The organism is Vibrio sp. St2, assembly GCF_947311885.1.
Taxonomy (GTDB): Bacteria; Pseudomonadota; Gammaproteobacteria; order Enterobacterales; family Vibrionaceae; genus Vibrio; species Vibrio coralliilyticus.
The window spans coordinates 1-23626 of record NZ_CAMZNA010000015.1 but is presented as its reverse complement, the minus strand read 5'-3'; the positions used below and the strand labels follow the sequence as shown (position 1 = coordinate 23626).

Sequence of the window (23626 nt, the reverse complement as noted above, 5' to 3'; positions counted from 1 at the left end):
ATGTATTTGGAGCATTTTGGTTTAACTCAATTTCCTTTTCATCTGACCCCAAATACGGAGCTTTTTTTGGGGTTGGAGCCTCACTATGAAGCCATTCAAACCGTTCAGTCGGCAATTGAAATGGGGGAAGGGCTGATAAAGGTGACGGGTGAAGTTGGCACAGGAAAGACCATGGTATGCCGCATTCTAGTCAAGCAACTTGAGCAAGATGTGCAGCTGGTTTATTTGCCAAATCCTGCCCTTAATGGTGATGAGTTAAGACGAGCCATCGCGACTGAGTTGGCCGTTGACTCAGTGGATTCGACCAACTTAGTTGAAGAGATTCAAGCTAAACTTATTGAACTAGCTCGGCGTGGATTACAGGTTGTGCTGTTTGTTGATGAAGCTCAGGCGCTGAGTGATGAAGCTCTGGAAGTACTGCGCTTGTTTGGCAACTTAGAAACTGAATACAACAAACTAATACAGATCGTTTTGTTTGGTCAGCCTGAACTGGATGAGAGATTAGAGCAACATCATCTTCGCCAATTCCGTCAACGGATAACCTTCAGTGCACGACTAAGAACGTTAACAATTGCTGAGGTGGTCGCTTACATTGACAACCGATTAGAGAAGTCGGGCGGGGAGGATGGAATCTTTACTGTCAGCCAGAAAAAAGCGATTTGGAAAGCTAGCCGGGGGATTCCAAGGTTGGTTAATCAAATCTGTCACAAATGTCTAGTGTTAGCTTGTAGCCAACGTAGCTTGAGCGTCAATAATGAACAGTTGTTTAGTGCCATTCACGATACTTATGACAGCTGTAAACCGAAATTTAAAAGCCCGTTAATTTGGGGCTGGAGTTTATCATGAGTGCGATTAACAATGCGCTGTCTGAGCTGGCTAGCAACCATTCGCATAAGCCAGAGCAGGTTGTCAAAGCGCAAGTCAAACCTGTTAAACAGCTCAAGGTGTTGCCCTGGGTGATCGGCAGCTTTGGGTTAAGTCTTGCTGTTGGTGGGTGGGCTATTTCTTCGCAGTCCCCAGAATTGCCGCAACAACCAGTCTCTGTCACTGTTGCTGAGTCCACAATCCAAATAGCCTCTCCGACGTCTAAACCTTCTGAGAGTAGTGGCGTTATTTATAACACTCAATCTCGTACCGTGAATAAGCCTACCAAACCTGCGCCTGTCATCGAGGAAGAAGCTCAGGCTCATCTACCTCAGCCTTTGCCAATAGCTGTTGCAAGCGTTTCACAGAAACCCACTCAAGTTGCGCAAGGTGAAGTTGTTATTCAGCAAATTGAACTGTCACCAGCTCAATTGGCAGAAAAAGCGGAAACAAGAGCCAAGAAAGCGCTTGATGACAACAACCTGAAAGAAGCGCTTGGTCATTATCAGGAAGCGCTACGCTACGCGCCCAATAGCGTTAAAATTCGTCAGAAACTGTCGGCTTTATATTACGGTAAAGGTGAAGCAAGAAAGGCGGTGGATATTCTGCGTAAAGGTATTCAACTCGACAAGGATAATACTGCGCTACGAATGTCCTTAGCGAAATTGCTGATGAAAGAGAAGCAAAATGAAGCGGCGCTAACGGCTTTAGTCCACCTCCCACAGAAAGTGCCAGTGGAATACTTGTCATTGAGAGCAGCGCTAGCACAGAAATCCAAGCAAGACGACATTGCGCTTAGCAGTTACCAGAATTTAGTTTCGATGGAGCCAGACAGTGGTCGCTGGTGGCTTGGATTGGGCATCCAGCAGGAGCGTGCTTTGAACTTACCTGAGGCCGAAAAAGCTTATCAGCAGGCACTCACAAAGTTGGGTTTATCCAGCCAGTCGCAACAATTTATTCGCGATCGTCTATCGCTAATTAGTCGATTAGAGGAGCAACCAGATGCAAATTAAACTGAGAAAGCGTCTTGGTGACTTACTTGTCGAAGAAGGCATTATTACCGACTCTCAGGTCGAAGAGGCGCTAGCTGCGCAAAAAAGCACAGGTCGAAAGCTGGGTGCCACTCTGATTGAGTTAGGCTTCTTAACTGAGCACCAAATGCTGACCTTCTTATCTCAGCAGCTTGATGTCCCTTTGATTGATCTTAGCCGAGCGAATGTTGACGTTGACGCTGTACAACTTTTGCCTGAAGTTCATGCTCGTCGTCTGAGGACCCTAGTCATTGGCCGTCAAGGTGACACATTGAGGGTAGCAATGAGCGATCCTGCAGACTTGTTTGCTCAGGAAGCACTGCTTGGACAATTGCCTCAATACGGTATTGAATTCGTCATCGCGCCTGAGAAACAGCTGGTTGATGGCTTTGATCGCTATTATCGACGTACCAAGGAAATCGCCTCATTTGCAGAGCAGTTGCAGGCAGAGCATCAGGTTACTGAAGCCTTTGATTTTAATATTGAAGATGAAGACAGCGATGAAGTTACCGTTGTTAAGCTAATTAACTCATTGTTTGAAGATGCTATTCAGGTTGGTGCTTCAGATATTCATATTGAGCCTGATGCTAATGTATTACGCTTACGTCAGCGTATCGATGGTGTCCTGCATGAAACCCTATTGAATGAAGTCAATGTCGCACCTGCCTTGGTATTGCGCTTAAAGTTAATGGCGAATCTGGATATCTCTGAAAAACGTTTGCCACAGGATGGTCGTTTTAACATTCGTGCTAAGGGACAATCAGTCGACATTCGTATGTCGACGATGCCAGTCCAGCATGGCGAATCCGTCGTTATGCGTCTATTGAATCAGTCAACGGGCGTACGAAAATTGGAACACTCCGGGATTCCTGAGCACCTATTGCTCCGTCTTAGGCGTCAACTTCGCCGCCCTCACGGCATGATACTGGTCACCGGTCCTACAGGTTCGGGTAAAACCACCACGCTTTATGGCGCATTGAGTGAACTTAATGAACCTGGTAAGAAAATCATCACAGCAGAAGATCCGGTGGAATATCGTTTACCCCGCGTTAACCAGGTCCAAGTGAATTCGAAAATTGACCTCGATTTCTCAACCATTCTCAGAACCTTTTTGCGTCAAGACCCGGATATTATTCTGGTTGGTGAGATGCGTGACCAAGAAACGGTAGAAATTGGTCTGCGTGCTGCACTTACGGGTCACTTAGTTTTGAGCACATTACACACTAACGATGCGGTGGATAGCGCTCTGAGGATGATGGATATGGGCGCACCAGGTTACCTAGTGGCTAGTGCAGTACGAGCTGTTGTTGCTCAGCGCTTGGTACGTAAAGTTTGTCCAGATTGTAAGACCAAAGATGAGGTGGACGATTCACGCAGGCAGTGGTTGGCTCAACGTTTTCCTAACCAAGGACAGGCGGATTTTGTCAAAGGTCGTGGATGTCAGAACTGCAACCTAACGGGATACCAAGGGCGGATAGGCGTATTTGAAATGCTCGAATTGGAACAGGACATGATGGATAAGCTGCGCGCCAACGATGCGGTGGGTTTTTCAATGGTCGCCCGACAGTCAGAAAGCTATAAGCCGTTACTTGCTTCTGCCATGGAGCTGGCTTTGCAAGGTGTGGTGAGTTTGGACGAAGTCATGAACCTTGGTGAAGGGGATGCCTCTGGCTCGGTTGAAGCCATCTACTTATAGGATGAATCATGCCAGTATTTAGCTATCAGGGGCGCAATTTAGACGGTACTTCAGCCACTGGGCAAGTTGATGCTCCTAATGAAGAAGTCGCTGCTGAGTCTCTGATCAACAAGGGTATTATTCCTACGTCTATCACTTTAGGTGGTGGTGGGCGCGCCTTTGAGTTTGATATCAGAACACTGCTTACACCTTCAATTCCGTTGGAAGTGCTGGTGATCTTTTGTCGTCAGTTGTATAGCCTGACTAAAGCGGGTGTCCCTTTACTTCGCTCCATGAAGGGATTAACTCAAAACAGTGCTAACAAGCAACTGAAACAAGCCTTGGAAGAAGTTACCTTGGAGCTAACAAATGGGCGAAGTTTATCGGCGTCAATGCAGATGCATTCTAAAGTCTTCAGTCCGCTGTTTGTGTCGATGATCCATGTAGGTGAAAACACTGGTCGACTGGATCAGGCTCTGATGCAACTCGCCAACTATTATGAGCAGGAAGTAGAAACTCGCAAGCGTATCAAGACAGCAATGCGTTACCCTACTTTTGTTATCAGTTTTATCGTTGTTGCGCTGTTCGTTCTGAATGTGAAAGTCATCCCTCAGTTTGCGAGTATGTTTGCTCGTTTTGGTGTGGATTTACCATTACCAACACGTATTCTCATTACAACATCGGAGTTTTTTGTCAACTACTGGGCATTTATGTTGGCGGGTATCGTGAGCTTGATCTTTGCGTTCAAAGCTTGGGTGAGAACGGAAAAAGGCCAAGAAAAGTGGGATAAGTTTCGTTTACGCATGCCGATTATTGGTGATCTTGTTAACCGAGCGCAGCTTTCCCGTTTTTCTCGCACTTTTGCGCTAATGCTTAAGGCTGGTGTGCCTTTGAATCAGTCATTGGCTCTCTCTGCGGAAGCTCTAGAAAATAAGTACCTTGAGAATCGTTTGCTGGAAATGAAGTCTTCAATTGAAGCTGGGGGAACCATTTCAACAACGGCGAGTAATAGCCAAGTGTTTACGCCCTTAGTATTGCAAATGCTATCTGTTGGCGAAGAAACCGGGCGAATTGATGAGTTATTACTTGAAGCGGCTGATTTTTATGATCGTGAAGTTGATTACGATTTGAAGACGCTGACAGCACGAATCGAGCCTATATTATTAGTAGTCGTTGCAGGTATGGTATTAATTCTCGCACTAGGTATTTTCCTGCCAATGTGGGGCATGCTAGACGCAATTCAAGGTTAATATGGCGAACAATGTAGAGCGTTCAAGATTGGTACTCTGGCTGTTGGCTATTATTATTTTGATGATGAGTTTTGTTTTAGTGATGGAGAAATTAGGAAAGGATGTCGATGATGCAGCCTTTTTACTTGCCAGCAAGAGGATTATAGAAAGAGCGAGTTTTTATAAACAGCAGTGGATGCTCCAAGGCCAAAATGAAAGGTTGGCTATTGGGGAAGAAAGTTTAAGATTTTCAAAGGCTGGCTGGGTATTACCTGAACTTTCCGGAAATAGTAGTCCATGTAATTCTTGGCTTTGGATATTATATCCAGAGCAGCGGATTATGGATTCAATTCCAGTCAAGGTAGTTAATCGCTCTGAATTAAATAATTATCGATGTGACTATATTTACAATCAGGAAAAATCGATTCATATACAACTGGTAGATAATAGATTTACAGTGAGTGTCGGTTTTTCAGCAAAGTGATTTTGTTGACATATTTGTGATGGCTATATCGTGGATATCTCGTATAATACGATGTACTAAATAGCGAGTTTATAATTATGCATAATAAGCAATTCGGTTTTTCGTTAGTTGAGCTTGTTGTAGTTATTGTTGTCGTCGGATTGCTGGCGGTTGCGGCTCTACCACGCTTTTTAGATGTGACTGACGAAGCGAAGAAAGCTAGCGTTGAAGGTGTGGCTGGTGGTTTCGCAACTGGAGTGCTATCAGCACGTGCTCAGTGGGAGGCGGAAGCTCGCCCTTCCGTGACGGTGAATGCAGAAACTTATAACACCGTTAATTATGATGGTGTTGATTTTTGGTTAACTCGCTCTAAAAACAGCAGTAATGCTGACACTGGTTTTAGAGATGGCTACCCGTTTGGGTTAAATACAGATAACACGAGTTTTCCGGCAAGTTTGACGGATCAGATTTGTATCAATTTGATGGAAAACCTGCTGCAAAACCCGCCAAGTGTAGATACTGTGTCGAATGCCAACAGTAACACAAATATAAAGTATTCAGCGCAGGCTGATGATTCTAATGACACTTGTACTTACATTCAGAAAGAAGGTGGTACGAATCATCAGTTTGTATATGAGATTAAAACCGGTCGCGTGACCGTGACATTGCAGTAGTACTGCGGATTAACATAGAGAGATAGAGACTATGAAAAAACAAGGCGGTTTCACCCTAATCGAATTAGTGGTGGTGATTGTTATTCTAGGTATTCTGGCAGTAACTGCAGCACCTCGTTTTCTTAACCTGCAAGGAGATGCACGGTCTGCTTCATTACAAGGGCTTAGAGGCGCGATGCAAGGCGCTGCTGGAATTGTGTATGGTAAAGCTGCTATAGATGGTAGCGAAACCTCATCTTCAGCGGTCAATGTGACAGCAGGCAGTACGACTATTAGCACTATATTTGGTTATCCAGTAGCATCTTCTGCAGGAATTGGTGCTGCGGTATCTGGACTGTCAGACGACTGGAGTGAAGTGACAAGTGCTGGTCAACCTACTGATTCAATTTCATATACATTTAATGGTACTACCACTGCAGGCTGTCATGTGAACTACGAACAAGCGACATCATCAGGTGATGAGCCTACAATAACTGTCGTTACTACAAGTTGTTAAATCAGAAAAGGCCAGCTTTGCTGGCCTTTTCTTTGCCATGCTCTCACACAGAACTAACCTCTTACTTCTTCTCAAAATCTACACAAATCACCTCACTGATAGCTTTTCTAATTTATAATCAAATTAGAAAAATTAACTACTTAGGTATCTTATGAATGCTAAGCCTTGTCTAGGCTTTACGCTAATTGAACTTATTATGGTCATTGTGTTGCTTGCAGTGGTATCAGTCTATGCTGCTAGTCGCTACGTAGGTAAAAGCAGCTTTGATGCACAATTAATGGAAGAAGCCGTTTTATCGTCGTTGCGGTTAACTCAGCTCAGAGCAATGAACCGCAATGGTTTATGTGGTCGTTGGATTGTGGAAGAAAATAAAGCGATTGATATGGCGGCATCTATAACGTCTGGTGCTTGTACAACGACTTTTCCTGCTAATACTAACGACAGTAGTTTTGTTGACGCTAATGAAGACGGCGTATCCTTAACGATTAGTTCGGGTAATTTTATTGATTTTGACAGTCTAGGTCGTCCTTCGCAATGTTCAACTAGTGCTTGTACTGTGACTATTCAGGGCCAATCTGGCACCAGCCGATTTATTTGTATCAATTCAGAAGGTGGTATTTTTGCAAACCCGACAAGTTGCTAAATATAACGGTTTTTCGTTATTGGAGATGGTGATTGTTATCGTGATCATTGGTATTGCTATCAGTGGTGTGTCTATTGCGCTATTTCCTAAAGGTAAACAAAGTGCCGATCAGGTATCGTCGGTTAAAGCTGCTGAGTTAGGCCGCGCAGTGTTAGATGAAGTGTTAGGTCGTAATTTTGATCAGAACTCGGGGCCGAATGGCGGTTTACCTGAATGTGTCATCGTTGCTGCCGTCGGCCGAGATTTATGTACAGATGCTACTGCCCTTGGCACAGATTCAGGAGAGACAAATAAAACTTTGTACAATGACGTCGACGATTTTGATGGTCTTAGTGGTGCTGTTCAAGATGTGCTTGGGGATGATATTAGTGCTGATTATCAAGGTTATAACGTCGCCATCATTGTCTTCTATGAACAAGACGTCAGTGGAACCATGCAAGGCACGGAATCCTCCACCATGACAAACTATAAACGAATTACCGTCACTATTACTGACCGTCAGGGGAACACCTATCCATTTGCAGCGACAAAAGGGAATTTTTGATGCGCGGTTTTACTCTGATTGAAATGGTTGTCTCTATTACCCTACTGGGGATTGTTGGCCTGTTTGTGGGAGAGGTGGTGCGTCAATCATTGGTACTGTACTCAGACTCATCGACTCGTGAAGCCTTAATTCAGCAGGGGCGCTTTGCCACTGAAAGGTTACGTCGAGAAATTCGCGAAGCGATTCCAAATAGCGTCGTGGTTGCGAATAACTGTATTGAAATTTTGCCAATTACAAATAGTGCCATATATATGGAACTTCCTACGCCTTCATCGGCGTCTTCTTCAATCAGAGTGCTCCCTGTGGTGAAGAGTATTACTGCTGGCGAACGTATTGTGGTGTATCCAACTGATAGCTCTGAACTGAGAGATAGCGTGGATGGTTCAGGCCAAACCGCCCAAGTCAGTGCGGATGTTGATTTTACTGCCAGTGGTGCGACGACAACAATGGTGAATGTCAGTCTTACGGCCAGCACAGGTTTTACTACATTGAGCCCAGCAGACCGTTTGTATTTCTACCGTGAACCAGTCGCATTTTGTTTGGTTGACAATGAGCTAAGGAGGTATTCGGGCTATGCTCTAGATAGAGCGTCTTTGGAGCATACCTCTCTTGGTCAGGGTGTTAGGGTCGCCGGTAATCTAACTGCGGTGAATTTTGTTGTCTCTTCTCCTCAGCTACAACGCAACGGCTTGGTAAAGATGGAGCTGACGTTTTCTGATAATGGAGAGCAAATTAGGTTTGATCATGATGCACTTATCTACAACACGCCGTAAGCAAAGAGGGAGTGGGTTACTTCTGGTGATCTTCATCATTGTTGTAGTGGTGGGGTTCATCGCAGCTATTGCCAATAGAAACCAAGAGCGCAGCAGTGACCAGCTTATTGCTGCTGTTATTGGAACAAGAGCTGAAATGGCGGCACGCTCTGCTGCCCAGATAGAAATAAGTCGCTTTTACCAAAATGGCAGCTGTCAGGTTGGTGTTCAACAAACGATTAACTTTAGCGGAGTCGGTTTATCTCAATGTTCGGCCTCTGTGGTATGCAATGCTTTAGGAGCCTTAGACGATGGTAATGAAGTCTTCCAGTTAGTCTCCACAGGAATATGCCAAGTGGGAGGGTGGCAGTTGCAGAGAGTGATTGAGGTAGGAGTAAGACAATGAGCATTATGAGGAAAATCGTTTATTTCGTCTTTGGGCTAATGATGCCAATTTATGCTTATGCAGTGCCTCAATGTACAGACATCTTTACTGACCCTCCTTCTGGAAACCATTCGGGAAATGGTTTAGTTCCACCACCGGATGTTATTAATAACAAACTGGGGAATCTTGACTGTTTTCGCTTTAGAGGAAGTAATCTGTGTTGGGAAGGTGTGACATTAAGAACTAGTAATTTTGCACCCGGGGATTACAGCTATTACGCTGGTCGTTTCCAAAATAGGGCTGAGCTCAGCACCAATGGTACAACTACTCGTTTATATTTTGATTCTCTTCAACTAACGAATGCTGAATTAAACCTTGATGGTGATCCCGAGGATTTGTTTATTTATGTTGCTGGCAGTTTGCAGATCACTGGTCAAAACAAGATTAACGGAATCATCTACGTTGCAGGTAGCGTACAAGTTGCCGGCAATGCTGAAATATCAGGGGCTCTTGCTGCTGGAGGAGCGTTAACAACAACAGGTAACAGCACTGTAACGGTTGATCCTGATGTGATAGAAAACGCTGATCTCATCGATATGTGTGAAAACACTACGCTTCCTTTAGAGTGTTTCACTGATGACTTTAATTCAGGAAGTTTGTCTGATTTGTGGGTGACATCAACCAGTAAAGGCTCTTTTCAACCTGGAATAGTCAATAATAGGTTGAGGTTCACTCAAGCGTTGGTCGATCAGGCAACCTCGTCGACGTATCAACGTTTATTCCCAGCCAAGGACAACTTAGTTGAAATTGAGTTTGACCATTTTGCATATGGCGGCTCTGGGGCTGATGGTATTGCAGTAGTATTGTCTGATGCACTCGTTACACCAAAGGCAGGTGCATTTGGAGGCCCATTGGGTTACGGTTTTAAACCTAATGAGCCGGGTTTTGCTGGTGGCTGGTTAGGTATTGGTATCGACGAATATGGGAACTTCTCTGCTCAAGGTGGAGAGGGGAGTGATCCTGGGCAGCGCCGTCAGTCAGTCGCTCTGAGGGGCTCGGGCTCCAATGAAGCAGGCTATCGGTACTTAGCCGGTGCCTGTAATAACGGTCAAACTAATCAGAACAGCAACTGTTTGTCACCGACCGTTGACAATAACAACTCAGGCTCAATCCATCGCTATAAAATCGTTGTAGATTCAAGAGTTAGCAACCAGTCTCAGGTCGAGATCTTCCGTAAAATTGGTAGTGCTGACTGGCAAACGATTGTTGGTCCAATTGATGTCCTGGATAGCCAATACTCACAAGCCGCAGTCCCTGAAGATTTTTTGTTATCTATTGCAGGCTCTACAGGTGATTTAACGAATAATCATGAGATAGACAACTTTCAGGTTTGTGCGCTGAATTCCCGCCCTATAGAAGATCAAATTGATCATTTTCGTCTAACTCATACCGGACAAGAACTCACTTGTAAAGCAGAAGAGGTGACCATTAAGGCCTGCAAAAATGCAACCTGTACTGAGCTATATACTGATTCAGTGACTGCAACTCTTTCTCCGGCGACAGTTGATGGCGGTGGAGGGTGGGTCGGTGGAAATGTAAAAACTTTTTCTGGCGGCTCAGGTACTTTCCAGATAAGAAAGGGCCAGCCAGGGACTTTAACCTTGGGTGTGACGGGCTCGACACCTCCTGCGAGACCATTCTCAACCAACTTATGTGACGACGGTAGTGGTTTCAGTGCAGATAGCTGTGATGTGGTTTTTTCTGATAGTGGCTTTGTGGTTGAAGTGCCTGACAAATATGGTGCAGAATCGGTCACAGCGACGATTCAAGCGGTTAAACAAGGTGATAGCGCCACTCAGTGTGTACCTAGCTTTGCTAATGTGACCAAGAGTGTGGATCTTTGGAGTCAGTATCTTGATCCAGTTGCTGGCATAGATCTGATTGGAAACCCGAAGGTTTCCGTAGAGAACACAGAGATTGGAACTAGTGAGGCTGGGTCAACCAACTTCAATCTGGCTTTTGATAGCAGTGGCCAAGCTTCTGTTGCCCTTAATTATGATGATGCAGGGCACATGCAGCTCAATGCTAAATTCAACGGTACTGGTGATGAACAAGGACTAGAGCTAACTGGAAGTTCTAATTTTGTTAGTTTTCCGAAGTACCTGACTGTTACCGCTCAAAATTCGGATAGCGAAACTGGAGTCTGTAGTAATGCGGATACGAGTTGCAGTGTATTTGCGAAAGCTGGAGAAAACTTTACTCTAAAAGTAACCGCTTACAATCAAGATGATGAAGTGACGCCCAACTATAAACATAGTGGGATTACACTCGGACATAGTCTAGTTGAACCTTCAACAGGTATTGTCGGTAGTGTCAGCGCTACCTCTTACAATCATATTCCGATTTTAAATGGTACCAATAGTGTTACTCAATCAGTTTCCGAAGTCGGTGTATTTAGATTTACCGCCGAGCCACCAGATACTGCTAAGCCTATTACTGATGGCTCTACGGGGAATATCGGACGCTTTACTCCTGCGTATTTTGCAGTGCAAAAGCTAACCCCAATGCTAGAAGCCACATGTGTATCAATAGATACCTCTTATAGTTATATTGGAGAGCCATTTGGTTTTAGCGCTAATCCAGGGGTCTACCTTAATCCCGTGTCCGAAAGCGGCACAGATACTCTTAACTATTTAGATGCCAATTGGTGGAGGTATAACAAATCGTGGGATGAACGCGAATATTCATCGAGTAATGGGCTAGGCATGACTCCTATTTCATCAGGCTCTTCCATTAATCGTATCTTTACCTCGACCAATGTCACAATAGAGCTTTCGGGTGAAAAGGTTAGCTATGACAAGCCATCCTCTGCAATAGAGCCTTTTATTGCAAGTTTCAGTCTGACGATAGATGACGTTGAATTGACGGACGATGATGGTGTTTGTTATCAAACATCAAACAGTAGCTCATGTCAGGCTCTGACATTTGAAGATATTGATACAACGATGCAGTTGCGTTGGGGACGTATGAAAATACACGACACTTATGGTTCAGAGCTTTCCAACCTTAGACAGGGGATCGAGATACAATACTTTGCTGGAGGTACTTTTCAAACAAATATACACGACTCGTGCACTACATTCGCTGCTGCTTCCAGCTTCAGTTATAGCGATGAAAGCTTTGACGTAATTACAGTTGGTTCTCCTGTCCAACCTCAAGTGGAAGCATCCCTTCCGTCCTTGACAGTTTCTGCCGGTGAATCATGGATAGAGTTCACTTCCCCTGGTGCAGGTAACACAGGGACAATTACGACATCAATTGATTTGAGTTCTCTGTTTCCATGGCTAATGGATGATGAAGATGGTGATGGTAATTTTGAAAATTCCACTTCAGGACTGACACAATTTGGTCTATACCGAGGGAGTGATCGAGTCATTTGGTGGAATGAACAGAATTAGAGACAACGAGATTTTTTCGACTTTCGTTAGGAATCTGTTAGAAATTGCGGGTTTCAGCCCATGTTTATAGTTCAATGCCTTGCTGATACGGCAAGGCATTGGTACATTTAGTGCAATTTTCTATCTTCTAATTCTTTCAGGACGAGCGAAGAATATGTTCAAAAAACTTCGTGGCATATTTTCTAATGATCTATCAATCGATTTAGGTACTGCCAACACTCTTATCTACGTCAAGGGACAGGGTATTGTCCTAGACGAGCCTTCAGTAGTCGCTATCCGTCAGGACCGTAACAGAGCAGGCAAAAGTGTCGCTGCTGTCGGCCATGCCGCAAAACAAATGCTAGGTCGTACTCCAGGTAACATCTCGGCAATTCGTCCAATGAAAGACGGTGTGATTGCAGACTTCTACGTTACCGAAAAAATGCTGCAACACTTTATCAAGCAAGTGCATGACAACAGTGTGCTTAAACCAAGCCCTCGTGTTTTGGTATGTGTACCTTGTGGCTCTACTCAGGTTGAGCGTCGTGCTATTCGTGAGTCTGCACTTGGTGCTGGCGCTCGTGAAGTTTATTTGATTGATGAGCCAATGGCGGCGGCAATCGGTGCTGGCCTGCGCGTTTCTGAGCCTACTGGTTCTATGGTTGTTGATATCGGTGGTGGTACTACAGAAGTTGCGGTTATCTCGCTAAACGGCGTGGTTTACTCATCTTCAGTACGTATTGGTGGTGACCGTTTTGATGAAGCGATCATCAACTATGTTCGTCGTAACTACGGCAGTTTGATTGGTGAAGCAACAGCTGAAAAGATCAAACACGAGATCGGTTCTGCATACCCGGGTGATGAAGTTGAAGAAATTGAAGTACGTGGTCGTAACCTTGCTGAAGGTGTACCGCGTAGCTTTAGCCTGAATTCAAATGAAATCCTTGAAGCGCTGCAAGAGCCACTGACTGGTATCGTTTCAGCTGTGATGGTTGCGCTGGAACAGTGTCCACCAGAACTTGCATCTGATATTTCAGAAAACGGTATGGTTCTTACAGGTGGCGGTGCGCTACTGAAAGATCTTGATCGTCTTCTAACAGAAGAAACTGGTATTCCAGTGGTCATCGCGGAAGATCCACTGACATGTGTAGCACGTGGCGGCGGTAAAGCTCTAGAAATGATCGACATGCACGGTGGCGATCTATTCAGCGAAGAATAATCGAATTGGCCTAGCAAACCGCTAGGCTATTTCGAGCGATTAAGGAACTCATACTCAATGAAGCCGATTTTTGGCCGAGGACCTTCACTTCAATTACGCCTGTTTTTCGCAGTCATTATATCAGCCAGCCTTATGCTGGCTGATAGTCGTTTAGGCGCATTTGCTCAGGTACGTTATTTACTCAACAGCATGGTGGCCCCGATTCAGTATTTAGCTGATGTTCCTCGCACTATGTTTGATGGGGTCTATGAGCGCTTCAATATTCGCAAAGACTTTATGGAGAGCAACCATCAGCTTAAGCGTGAAATTCTACGTCTCAAGAATGATATGTTGCTGTTGGATCAGTATCGTGAAGAAAACCAGCGCTTGCGTAAACTGTTGGGCTCCTCGTTTGTACGAGACGAGCGCAAAGTAGTCACTGAAGTGATGGCCGTAGATACGTCACCGTATCGTCAGCAAGTGGTGATTGATAAAGGCCAGATAGATGGCGTTTATGTCGGCCAGCCTGTGGCGAACGAAAAAGGGATTGTTGGTCAGGTAACCTTTGTTTCCGCCCATAACAGCCGCGTATTGTTACTTACAGATAGCCAGAGTGCTATTCCTGTCCAAGTGATTCGTAATGACATCCGCGTTATCGCGTCAGGCAACAGCAAGATAGACCGAATCAACTTAGATCATATTCCGATCAGCCTCGATATTCAGGAAGACGACCTACTGGTTACTTCCGGTTTGGGTGGAGTGTACCCAGAAGGGTATCCAGTGGCGCACGTGGTGAATGTTGTCCGCGACACTGCGCGTGAATTCGCGGCGATTGAAGCTGAACCGGTTGTCGATTTTGAACGCCTACGTTATTTGCTTCTCATCTGGCCAAATGATTCTCGTCAGGACAAGATTCAACAGGCATTACCAAGTAACATGCAAGAGGTAAGCGGTAATGGCGAATAGTGTATTTAAAGGCAAAATGGCCATTGCCTTTTCGTTTTTAATAGCCTTAACCCTTCAGACTATTCCATGGCCTGGCGTATTGGATGTGCTAAGACCTTCTTGGCTGTTTCTTGTGGTTTGTTACTGGGTGTTGGCATTGCCACATCGAGTCAATGTCGGTACCGCTTTGATACTTGGCTTGCTGTGGGACTTATTGCTTGGTTCCACCTTGGGTATTCGCGGTATGATGATGTCGATCGTCGTTTATCTGGTGGCGCTTAACTTCTTGGTCTTGAGGAATATGGCCCTTTGGCAGCAAGCGATGCTAATTGGCTTGCTCTCTATTGTTTTGGATGTTCTGATTTTCTCAGGAGAATACTTGATACAGGACATTACATTTAATCTGCTGTCTCTGTGGAGTGGCTTGATAAACTGTATTCTGTGGCCGTGGTTATTCCTGTTGATGCGCAGAGTCAGACGACATTGGCATGTAAGGTAATTGATGATGAAAAAGTTGGTGTTAGCGTCAGGATCACCGAGACGCAAAGAACTGCTATCACAATTAGGTCATTCGTTTACTGTTATTCGAACCGATGTCGAAGAAAGTCAGTCATCAGATGAAAACCCAAAGCAGTACGTCGCACGCCTATCTAAAGATAAAGCGCTCGCGGGGTTAGCGCTCGCAAGTGATGCTGTTGTCATTGGCTCAGATACCATCGTTGTTTGTGACAACACCGTTCTGGAAAAGCCCGATGATCTGGAACATGCTAAACAGATGCTGATGTCGCTGTCAGATCGTTGTCATCAGGTGATGACAGCAGTGACAGTGGCCAATAAAGAACAACAAGAAACTGTAGTGGTGACTACAGACGTATGGTTTAAACCTTTGTCAGAAAACGAGATAGAACAATATTGGCATACGGGTGAACCATGCGATAAAGCTGGTAGCTATGGAATCCAGGGTATCGGAGGCCGTTTCGTAACGCGTATTGAGGGTAGCTATCATGCTGTGGTAGGCCTCCCATTATTCGAAACGGACCAGCTCTTGCACAAATTCTTATAATTTAAAATTTTGAGGTGCGCCGATGAGTGCAGAGTTGCTAATCAACGTGACCCCGAGTGAAACTCGTGTGGCCATGATTGAAGGGGGAACCCTACAAGAGATCCATGTGGAACGTGAAGCAAAGCGCGGTATTGTCGGCAATATATACAAAGGCAAAGTCAGCCGAGTCCTGCCGGGGATGCAAGCGGCATTTGTTGATATTGGCTTAGACAAAGCAGCGTTTCTTCATGCTTCTGACATTGTTCCTCACACAGAGTGTGTGGCAGAGAATGAGAAACAACAGTTTCAAGTCAGAGATATCTCTGAGCTGGTTCGCCAAGGACAAGACATTGTCGTTCAGGTGGTGAAAGACCCGCTTGGCACCAAAGGCGCACGCCTGACCACAGACATTACCTTACCTTCCCGTTACTTGGTCTTTATGCCAGGGGCGAGTCATGTCGGCGTCTCACAACGTATTGAGAGCGAAGAAGAGCGTAATCGCCTGAAAAAAGTCGTTGGTCACTACTGTGATGAAGATGGCGGCTTTATTATCCGGACTGCAGCTGAAGGCGCGGATGATACTGAGCTATCTCAAGATGCCGCTTTTCTAAAACGACTCTGGTCAAAGGTCAATGAGCGCCGTTCTAAGTACAAAACACGCTCGACACTTTATGGTGAACTCGGGTTATCACAACGCATTCTACGTGATTTTGTCGGCACTGAACTGACCAAAATACTGGTTGATTCTCGCTTGGAATTTGAAAACCTCAAAGAATTCACCTCAGAATACGTACCAGAGCTGACGAGTAAACTGGAGTTATACGAAGGTGATAAGCCAATCTTCGATATGTACGACACAGAGAACGAAATTCAACGCTCTTTGGAACGTAAAGTGGAACTTAAGTCAGGTGGCTATTTGATCATTGATCAAACTGAAGCCATGACGACAGTCGACATTAATACCGGGGCGTTTGTCGGTCGTCGAAATCTTGAAGAAACCATATTCAATACCAATGTTGAAGCAACTCAGGCGATTGCACGCCAACTGCGCCTGCGTAATCTGGGTGGTATTATCATCATTGACTTCATTGACATGTTGTCAGAAGAGCACCGTAAGCGTGTACTTACTTCATTAGAAGCGGCACTCGACAAAGACAGAGTAAAGACCAATATTAACGGCTTCACCCAGCTGGGTTTGGTCGAAATGACACGTAAGCGAACGCGCGAAAGTATTGAACATATCCTATGTTCTACTTGTCCAACTTGTGAGGGGCGTGGAAGTGTCAAAACGGTTGAATCTGTTTGTTATGAGATTCTTCGCGAAATCACTAGAGTTAACCGAGCGTATGAGGCGGATAAATTCGTGGTTTACGCTTCCCCTTCTGTCGCGGATGCCTTGCAAGGCGACGAGTCGCATGCATTGGCAGAACTCGAAGTCTTTATTGGCAAGCAGGTCAAAGTTCAGGCAGAGCCTCTTTATATTCAAGAGCAATTTGACGTTGTCATGATGTAGGCTTTTTGTGAACACAACCGCTAGACGCTTAATTCAGGTATTACTGTGGCTATTGGTGACTCTGATGGTCGCCTTAGCTATTGCCATCACAACTCTACGTATTACGCTGCCACAGCTCAATCGTTTCCAAGATGAAATCCAAACATGGGTCAACAAGGGTTCGACTCTGGATTTTGAAATCGATCAGATCAGTGGTTTTTGGCGTAACACTCATCCCTCCATCTCATTGCAAAATGTACGGGCAAACACCCCGGAAAGCAGTGGGATTCACTTTTCTGCTCAAACCGTTGAAGTCGAATTTGACCTGATTCAATCTGTGATTGATATGCGGCCCGTCATCGCCGACCTGAGTATTCATAATCTTAAGCTGGATATGAGTACTATAGAGTGGGTGCAGTCCGGTGAAAAAACCGCGATGCAACCGCAAGGTGATCAGAAAAGCGTGGTTCAGCAGCTGGACCAGCTATTGCTGCGTCAGCTGGATAGTTTCTCACTAATTGACTCTGAGATCATACTGCAAGGTATTGACGGTTCGATACGAGAGTTGGAAATCGCCAAGCTGTTTTGGCAAAACAAAGGTCAACGTCATATCGCAGATGGTGAAGTCAGCATTGCGCACAGCAACCTGAACTCGGCGCAAGTTAAAGCGAACTTTGTCGACCACGGTTCTTTAGCTGAGGTGAGTGGTGAGTTTTACTTAGCGGTGGACAACGTACTGGTCACGCCTTGGCTGACTAAGTATCTCAAAACGGAAACCGGCATTGAAAAAGGCAAGGTTAGTTTAAACAGCTGGATCACGTTAGAGCACAACAAACCAACCAACGCGTATGTTGAATTGGAGCCTTCAGAACTGACTTGGAGAGAAGGCAAAGAGCATGAACTGCTGATTGAGTCAGGCGTACTGCAATTGGAGCCTAAAGCGGAAGGTTGGCAAGTGAATGCTCACTCACTTGTGCTGCAAACGGATGGGCAATTGTGGCCGGAGCTTGATATTGCCTTCAATTGGCAACCTGAACACTGGCTGCTCAATGCCTCTCAGCTTGATTTGAAAGCCATCTCTCCGTTGGTCAAGCTGGCGCCGGAATCGAAGCAAACCACTAAGCTGCTAGAAACGTTAGACCTTGGCGGTTTAGTGGAAGATATTCGAGTGTCGATGGAAAAAGATAACCTAGACTCTCTGAAATACTCAGCCCAGCTCAGCGATGGCTCGATGAAGCAATGGGAATTGCTGCCAGGTCTACATCACCTCTCTGCAAAAGTGTCTGGTAACGCCCATCAAGCTAAGGCCAACGTGGAGATCATTGATGACGTACTGCCTTACGGTGATGTTTTTCAGGCACCATTGAACATCAAGCAAGGTCAGGTAGACATCGTCTGGCAGAACAGCGCTGATGGTTGGAGCCTATGGGCAGATAAAGTCACGGCGGCAACGCCAGATCTTCAGGTGTTGGGCGCATTTCGCCTAGATTTCCCTAAAGATAAAAGCCCATTCTTATCATTTTACGCAGAAGCCGATTTATATAACGCAGGGGAAACCTGGCGTTATTTACCCGCATTGGCTCTTGGACGAGAATTAACAGATTACCTTTCCACTGCGATTCAGGCAGGTAAAGTCAATACTGCTAAGCTACTTTGGTATGGTGAACTGGGTGATTTCCCATACCGCAAGAACAATGGCATGTTTCAAGCGTGGGTAGGGCTAAAGAAAGCGAAGTTCAGTTTTGATACGGCTTGGCCACCGATCACTGACTTGCAGCTGGATTTGTTGTTCCAGAATGATTCCATGTACCTTAACTCTCGCAGCGCTACCCTAATGGATGTCAAAGCGACGCGAATTAGTGGGGTCATTCCGGAGCTAGCTCCCGGTGGTCATATTGAAATTGAAGCTAGCGCTGTTGCTCAGGGTAATGCGGTGCGTGACTATATGACAGCATCGCCACTCGTCGATTCAGTTGGCGCGGCGTTAACCGCGGTCCAGGTTGACGGCAAAGTGACATCGAGCTTTCAACTTGATATTCCATTCAGTTCCGACGAAGAAGCACGCGCTTGGGGCTACGCTGATCTAGATGAAAATCAGGTCACGATTGAAACGCCTCCCATGACGCTGGAAACGGTGTCAGGTCGTGTTGAGTTCGATAATGACGTCGTCAGCGCAGCTGGTTTGTCTGCGCATCTATTAAAACAGCCCGTGGCGATAGATTTTGCCGGTGAAAATGCAGGTCAGGGCTACGGTGTTAACATCGATGTGGTTGGCGATTGGGATCTGAAACCGCTGACTCCTTATCTTGGTGGGCAGTGGATGGGGCCTTTGGACGGTCATGCGCCGTGGCGTATGGGGGTCGACATTCAACTTAATGATGTTGGCTTCACCTATCAGCTTGATACCAGTGCCGACCTGAAGATGGTAAGTAGTCACTATCCTTATCCGTTGAATAAAGAACTATACCAATCGGGTAAGGCGAGCATGCAAGCTTCTGGCAATCAGGAAAGCATTACCGCTCGACTGCAACTGCCTGGTCTTAAGTATCAAACCGAAATTGATATTCGTCCGGAGACGCCTGTCTTGAAAGCAACCAATCTAATATTGGGTAAGGGTAGCTTCAAAATTAGCCCAGTAGCAGGACATCAGGCTCAGATACGTACAGATAAGTTTGATATCGACCAGTGGGCTGAGTTGTTATCTCGTTCTACCTCCAATACCAGTAAAGCGGTGCTTGCCGACATGAACACTCCACAAATTCCTACTCCTGATCGAGTTGAATTGGATGTTGGTGAGTTGACTCTCGCGGGTATTGAGTGGAATGACGTCGATTTCACGGCAAAGCGTAAGAACCTTGGCTGGCACATGAGTTTAGATAGTCAGGAGGCGGCTGGTGAAGCGAGCTATATTGAGCCATACGACCTTTCTGTCGCACTCGATAGGCTGCATGTTTATATCCCTGCCTTAGATACTGAATACAAAGACACGACTCTGTTTGAAGCAGGCAAAGATCAGAAAGAACTGATCAGTGATTTTGAACGTTCTTTCCATGAGCAAATTCCAAATATCACTCTCACTATCGATGACTTCTGGCTGCAAGGTTACAAAGTGGGGAAGACACACTTGGATCTGCAGCGCCAAGGGGAGCGTCTAGAATGGAAGAAGCTGTCTTTCCAAAGCGGTGCTAACAAAGTTGATATGAATGGCTCTTGGCTTCTAACGAAAGATCAGAGTCATACTAAATTTAACATAGTGATGTCAGGTGAGAATAACAGTGACGTGATGGAACGATTTGGTATCACGTCGGGTATTCAGAAGGCTCCGTTCGAAATTGACTCTAAAGTGGAATGGGATGGCTCACCATGGTCGATGAAGGTGAATACTCTGCAAGGCCATGTCTCGACCAAGCTGGGTAAAGGCCAAATCTCAGATGTCAGTGGAGCGGCGCGACTACTGGGCTTATTCAGTCTCGACTCTATTATTCGCAAAATGCAGCTCGATTTTAGCGATGTGTTTGATAACGGTATGGCCTTTGACTCTATCACCGGCAGTGGTGAGATCAAAAACGGCATCTTCCTGACCAATGACATCAAGATGGATGCCGTTGCAGGGGACATGTCGATCAAAGGTCTGGCAAACCTCAACTCACGCACAGTAGATGCAGAAGTAAATTTTGTTCCAGATATCACATCGGGTATTCCGGTTCTCACCGCCTTTGCCGTTACGCCGCAAACCGCGTTGTATGTTTTGGCTATTACCACGGTGATTTCACCTGTGGTTGAGGTCTTTACTCAGGTTAACTACGAAGTCAAAGGCCCGTTGGATGCACCAGTGGTTAAAGAGCTGTCGCGAAGCAAAGGTGAGTTTAAACTGCCGGAAAATTTACGCGAATCGATTGAATAAGGAGAATCACTCATGGAGCGAGTGGGACTAATTCAGATGACATCAGGGCCAGATGCGCAAGAGAATCTGGCCTATATCCAGCAACAGGTAGTGACTCTCGCTGAGGCAGGCGCGAAGCTGGTAGTGACACCCGAAAACAGCTTAGTCTTTGGCAATCGAGCCGATTACCACACGCTGGCTGAGCCGCTTAATCAGGGGCCAATTCAAAGCCAGCTTTCACAGATTGCAAAAGATGCGAAGGTATTTCTTGTTGTGGGCAGTATGCCAATTCGCTGTGATGATGGTGTGACGACGACTTCTCTGGTCTTCGATCCGCATGGGGCGTTGATTGCTCACTATGACAAGCTACATATGTTTGATGTTGACGTCGCAGATGCGCACCAGCGCTATCGTGAGTCAGAAACCTTCCGCCCAGGCCAACAAATTGTGTCAGTCGATACGCCCGTCGCTCATTTGGGGCTGACAATCTGCTATGATGTCCGTTTTCCACAGCTATACAGTGAACTGGCGCAGAGAGGTGCTAACGTATTGCTGGTTCCCGCGGCATTTACTGCAGTTACGGGAGAGGCTCATTGGGAGCCTTTACTCAGGGCTCGCGCAATTGAAACTCAAAGCTGGGTTATCGCTGTGAACCAGACAGGCGTCCATCCATGTGGCCGAGAAACTTGGGGGCATTCTATGGTAGTGTCTCCATGGGGAGAGGTTTTGGCCAGCTTGAACAAACAACCTCAAAACCTGCTGGTCGATATTGACCTAGACAGAGTCAAGGAAATCCGCGCTGCGATGCCGACTCTCAACCACACCCGGTTCCAAAACCATTTACATGTTTAAGAGCGAAGTATGACAATAAACCAAGTAGAAGACGCATTGCTAAACTCGGCAGGTCTGACCGAGCAGGACATTGCAGAGACCTTATCGAGCATTGCTAGCCGTCAGATTGACTACGCAGATATCTATTTTCAGTCGAGCTGGCATGAATCTTTGGTTCTGGAAGACAGCATCATCAAAGATGGTTCGTTTAACATTGACCGAGGGGTTGGTGTTCGCGCAATCGCTGGTGAAAAAACGGGTTTCGCATACTCAGATCAAATCCAACTTGAAGGCCTGAAGCAGAGCGCAATCGCTGCGCGTGGTATTGCTCAACAAGGCCAAAGTGCTCAGGTGCAGGCATTTAAACGCAGTGACAATCAGCAGGTTTACGCAGCAGTGAATCCGCTCGAAAGCTGGAAGAAAGAACAAAAGACTCAGCTGCTTAAAGAACTGGATGCTTACATTCGGACTAAAGAGCCGCTGATCAAAGAAGTGTCGGTAAGCCTAAGCGGTGTGCACGAGCAAATGCTTGTCGCGGCAACAGATGGCACTTATGCGGGTGATATTCGCCCGTTGGTACGTTTGTCTATCAGTGTACTGGCTCAGCGTGGTGAACGTCGTGAGCGAGGTAGTGCTGGTGGTGGCGGCCGATTTGGTTATGACTTCTTTTTGACGGAAGAGCAGGGTATCAAAGTAGCCTATCACTACGCTGATGAAGCGATTCGTATGGCGCTAGTTAACCTTGAAGCTGAAGCTGCACCAGCGGGTGCAATGCCGGTTGTATTAGGCTCAGGCTGGCCTGGTGTCCTGCTTCATGAGGCCGTAGGCCACGGGCTGGAAGGGGACTTTAACCGTAAGGAATCTTCGGTATTTAGCGGTAAGGTTGGTGAGAAAGTCACCTCTGAGCTTTGTACTATTGTTGATGACGGCACTTTGAAAGACCTACGTGGCTCTCTTAACATCGATGACGAAGGGGTAGCCGGTCAATACAACACCTTGATTGAAAACGGTGTTCTTAAAGGTTACATGCAGGATAAGCACAATGCGCGCTTGATGGGTGTAGCACCGACAGGGAATGGCCGTCGTGAGTCTTATGCGCACCTTCCAATGCCGCGTATGACCAACACCTACATGCTCCCAGGTCAACATACACCGGAAGAGATCATCTCTACGGTGAAGAAGGGCCTTTATGCGCCAAACTTTGGTGGTGGCCAGGTGGATATCACTTCAGGTAAATTCGTGTTCTCTGCTTCAGAAGCGTATCTGATTGAAGACGGTAAGATTACTCGCCCTGTGAAAGGCGCGACTCTGATCGGTTCAGGCATTGAAGCGATGCAGCAAGTCTCTATGGTCGGTAATGACCTTAGCATTGACCGAGGTGTGGGTGTTTGCGGTAAAGCGGGTCAGAGCGTGCCTGTGGGCGTAGGACAACCGACATTGAAGCTGGATTCTCTAACGGTAGGTGGTACTGAGTAATAGCCACAATAAATAATAGCTATTTAGAAAGGGTTGGCGCCAACGTGCCAGCCCTTTTTTAGTTTCGTAGTTCTTGTTTTCGGTTTGCTATTTTCATGTGTGAAGAGAGGTGACGTGCAGAGCTGAGACAAAACGAAACAACAGAGACGAAAAAGCCTCATCAAGTGATGAGGCTTTTCTTAACATGGCTCTCCCCACGGGACTCAACGCGGGCGGCCAGCTCTGAGGTATTTACTTGGAACAAGTAAGTCGCAGTTAAAAACGAAAAAAGCCAAGTCTTTCGACTTGGCTTCTTGAATATGGCTCCCCCTGCGGGACTCGAACCTGCGACATACGGATTAACAGTCCGCCGTTCTACCAACTGAACTAAGGGGGAATAATGGTGCCGACTACCGGAATCGAACTGGTGACCTACTGATTACAAGTCAGTTGCTCTACCTACTGAGCTAAGTCGGCGCCTTTTTTAATCAACAAGTTTTCACTCATCGATTGAATATGGCTCCCCCTGCGGGACTCGAACCTGCGACATACGGATTAACAGTCCGCCGTTCTACCAACTGAACTAA

20 protein-coding genes and 2 tRNA genes are annotated in these 23626 nt (G+C 46.1%); 20 read left to right on the top strand and 2 right to left on the bottom strand.

Annotated elements, in window-relative coordinates; translation table 11 throughout:
• The 20 genes from QMA41_RS23505 to tldD all read left to right on the top strand — a co-directional run bounded on the left by QMA41_RS23505 (position 1) and on the right by tldD (position 23060).
• Positions 1 to 846: an AAA family ATPase gene (locus tag QMA41_RS23505; protein ID WP_021456098.1), complete on the top strand. Its 846-nt coding sequence runs from the start codon at positions 1 to 3 to the stop codon at positions 844 to 846.
• On the top strand, positions 843 to 1877 hold the full coding sequence (locus tag QMA41_RS23500) for a tetratricopeptide repeat protein (protein ID WP_082314468.1): 1035 nt from the start codon (positions 843 to 845) through the stop codon (positions 1875 to 1877). Before QMA41_RS23505 ends, QMA41_RS23500 begins: the two co-directional genes overlap by 4 nt.
• The gene (locus QMA41_RS23495; protein WP_006958291.1) at positions 1867 to 3591 is read left to right on the top strand and encodes a GspE/PulE family protein; all 1725 of its coding nucleotides are present in this window, start codon (positions 1867 to 1869) and stop codon (positions 3589 to 3591) included. The genes QMA41_RS23500 and QMA41_RS23495 overlap by 11 nt, the downstream gene beginning before the upstream one ends.
• An 8-nt stretch (positions 3592 to 3599) precedes the next feature.
• Positions 3600 to 4820, top strand: a complete 1221-nt coding sequence (locus QMA41_RS23490; RefSeq protein WP_281630728.1) for a type II secretion system F family protein — start codon at positions 3600 to 3602, stop codon at positions 4818 to 4820.
• Between the two features lies 1 nt (position 4821).
• Positions 4822 to 5283, top strand: coding sequence for an MSHA biogenesis protein MshF (locus tag QMA41_RS23485; protein WP_281630727.1), 462 nt, complete (start codon positions 4822 to 4824; stop codon positions 5281 to 5283).
• A 77-nt stretch (positions 5284 to 5360) separates the two neighbouring features.
• Positions 5361 to 5936: a prepilin-type N-terminal cleavage/methylation domain-containing protein gene (locus QMA41_RS23480; protein WP_019277239.1), complete on the top strand. Its 576-nt coding sequence runs from the start codon at positions 5361 to 5363 to the stop codon at positions 5934 to 5936.
• Between the two features lie 31 nt (positions 5937 to 5967).
• On the top strand, positions 5968 to 6432 hold the full coding sequence (locus QMA41_RS23475; RefSeq protein ID WP_019277240.1) for a type II secretion system protein: 465 nt from the start codon (positions 5968 to 5970) through the stop codon (positions 6430 to 6432).
• 151 nt (positions 6433 to 6583) lie between these two features.
• Entirely contained in the window at positions 6584 to 7075 is a 492-nt protein-coding gene (locus QMA41_RS23470; protein ID WP_065741116.1) for a prepilin-type N-terminal cleavage/methylation domain-containing protein, read from the top strand.
• Entirely contained in the window at positions 7053 to 7619 is a 567-nt protein-coding gene (locus tag QMA41_RS23465) for a prepilin-type N-terminal cleavage/methylation domain-containing protein (RefSeq protein ID WP_081305553.1), read from the top strand. Before QMA41_RS23470 ends, QMA41_RS23465 begins: the two co-directional genes overlap by 23 nt.
• A complete protein-coding gene (locus QMA41_RS23460) occupies positions 7616 to 8392 on the top strand; it encodes a type II secretion system protein (protein ID WP_171353958.1) in 777 nt (258 codons plus the stop codon). The genes QMA41_RS23465 and QMA41_RS23460 overlap by 4 nt, the downstream gene beginning before the upstream one ends.
• Positions 8364 to 8777, top strand: a complete 414-nt coding sequence (locus tag QMA41_RS23455) for an MSHA biogenesis protein MshP (RefSeq protein WP_281630726.1) — start codon at positions 8364 to 8366, stop codon at positions 8775 to 8777. Before QMA41_RS23460 ends, QMA41_RS23455 begins: the two co-directional genes overlap by 29 nt.
• Positions 8774 to 12214, top strand: coding sequence for a DUF6701 domain-containing protein (locus QMA41_RS23450; RefSeq protein WP_281630725.1), 3441 nt, complete (start codon positions 8774 to 8776; stop codon positions 12212 to 12214). The genes QMA41_RS23455 and QMA41_RS23450 overlap by 4 nt, the downstream gene beginning before the upstream one ends.
• 154 nt (positions 12215 to 12368) lie before the next feature.
• Positions 12369 to 13412 carry a rod shape-determining protein gene (locus QMA41_RS23445; RefSeq protein WP_004747218.1) on the top strand — a complete coding sequence of 348 codons (1044 nt, stop codon included), beginning with the start codon at positions 12369 to 12371 and terminating at the stop codon, positions 13410 to 13412.
• 57 nt (positions 13413 to 13469) lie between these two features.
• The gene (gene mreC, locus QMA41_RS23440) at positions 13470 to 14357 is read left to right on the top strand and encodes a rod shape-determining protein MreC (protein WP_006958281.1); all 888 of its coding nucleotides are present in this window, start codon (positions 13470 to 13472) and stop codon (positions 14355 to 14357) included.
• Positions 14347 to 14835 carry a rod shape-determining protein MreD gene (mreD, locus tag QMA41_RS23435; protein ID WP_281630724.1) on the top strand — a complete coding sequence of 163 codons (489 nt, stop codon included), beginning with the start codon at positions 14347 to 14349 and terminating at the stop codon, positions 14833 to 14835. Before mreC ends, mreD begins: the two co-directional genes overlap by 11 nt.
• A gap of 3 nt (positions 14836 to 14838) precedes the next feature.
• Entirely contained in the window at positions 14839 to 15399 is a 561-nt protein-coding gene (locus QMA41_RS23430) for a Maf family protein (protein ID WP_064488104.1), read from the top strand.
• A gap of 22 nt (positions 15400 to 15421) precedes the next feature.
• Entirely contained in the window at positions 15422 to 16891 is a 1470-nt protein-coding gene (gene rng / locus QMA41_RS23425; RefSeq protein WP_006958278.1) for a ribonuclease G, read from the top strand.
• A gap of 7 nt (positions 16892 to 16898) precedes the next feature.
• Positions 16899 to 20774, top strand: coding sequence for a YhdP family protein (locus tag QMA41_RS23420; protein WP_281630723.1), 3876 nt, complete (start codon positions 16899 to 16901; stop codon positions 20772 to 20774).
• 12 nt (positions 20775 to 20786) lie between these two features.
• Complete coding sequence (locus QMA41_RS23415; protein WP_006958276.1) at positions 20787 to 21605, top strand: carbon-nitrogen hydrolase family protein; 819 nt, start codon at positions 20787 to 20789, stop codon at positions 21603 to 21605.
• A 9-nt stretch (positions 21606 to 21614) separates the two neighbouring features.
• Positions 21615 to 23060, top strand: coding sequence for a metalloprotease TldD (gene tldD, locus QMA41_RS23410; RefSeq protein ID WP_019277249.1), 1446 nt, complete (start codon positions 21615 to 21617; stop codon positions 23058 to 23060).
• A gap of 300 nt (positions 23061 to 23360) precedes the next feature.
• Here the strand turns inward: tldD and QMA41_RS23405 are convergent.
• Together QMA41_RS23405 and QMA41_RS23400 are read right to left on the bottom strand one after the other, a co-directional pair.
• Positions 23361 to 23436 (bottom strand) — tRNA-Asn (locus QMA41_RS23405).
• A gap of 4 nt (positions 23437 to 23440) precedes the next feature.
• A tRNA-Thr gene (locus tag QMA41_RS23400) sits at positions 23441 to 23516 on the bottom strand.
• Positions 23517 to 23626: the final 110 nt, after the last annotated feature.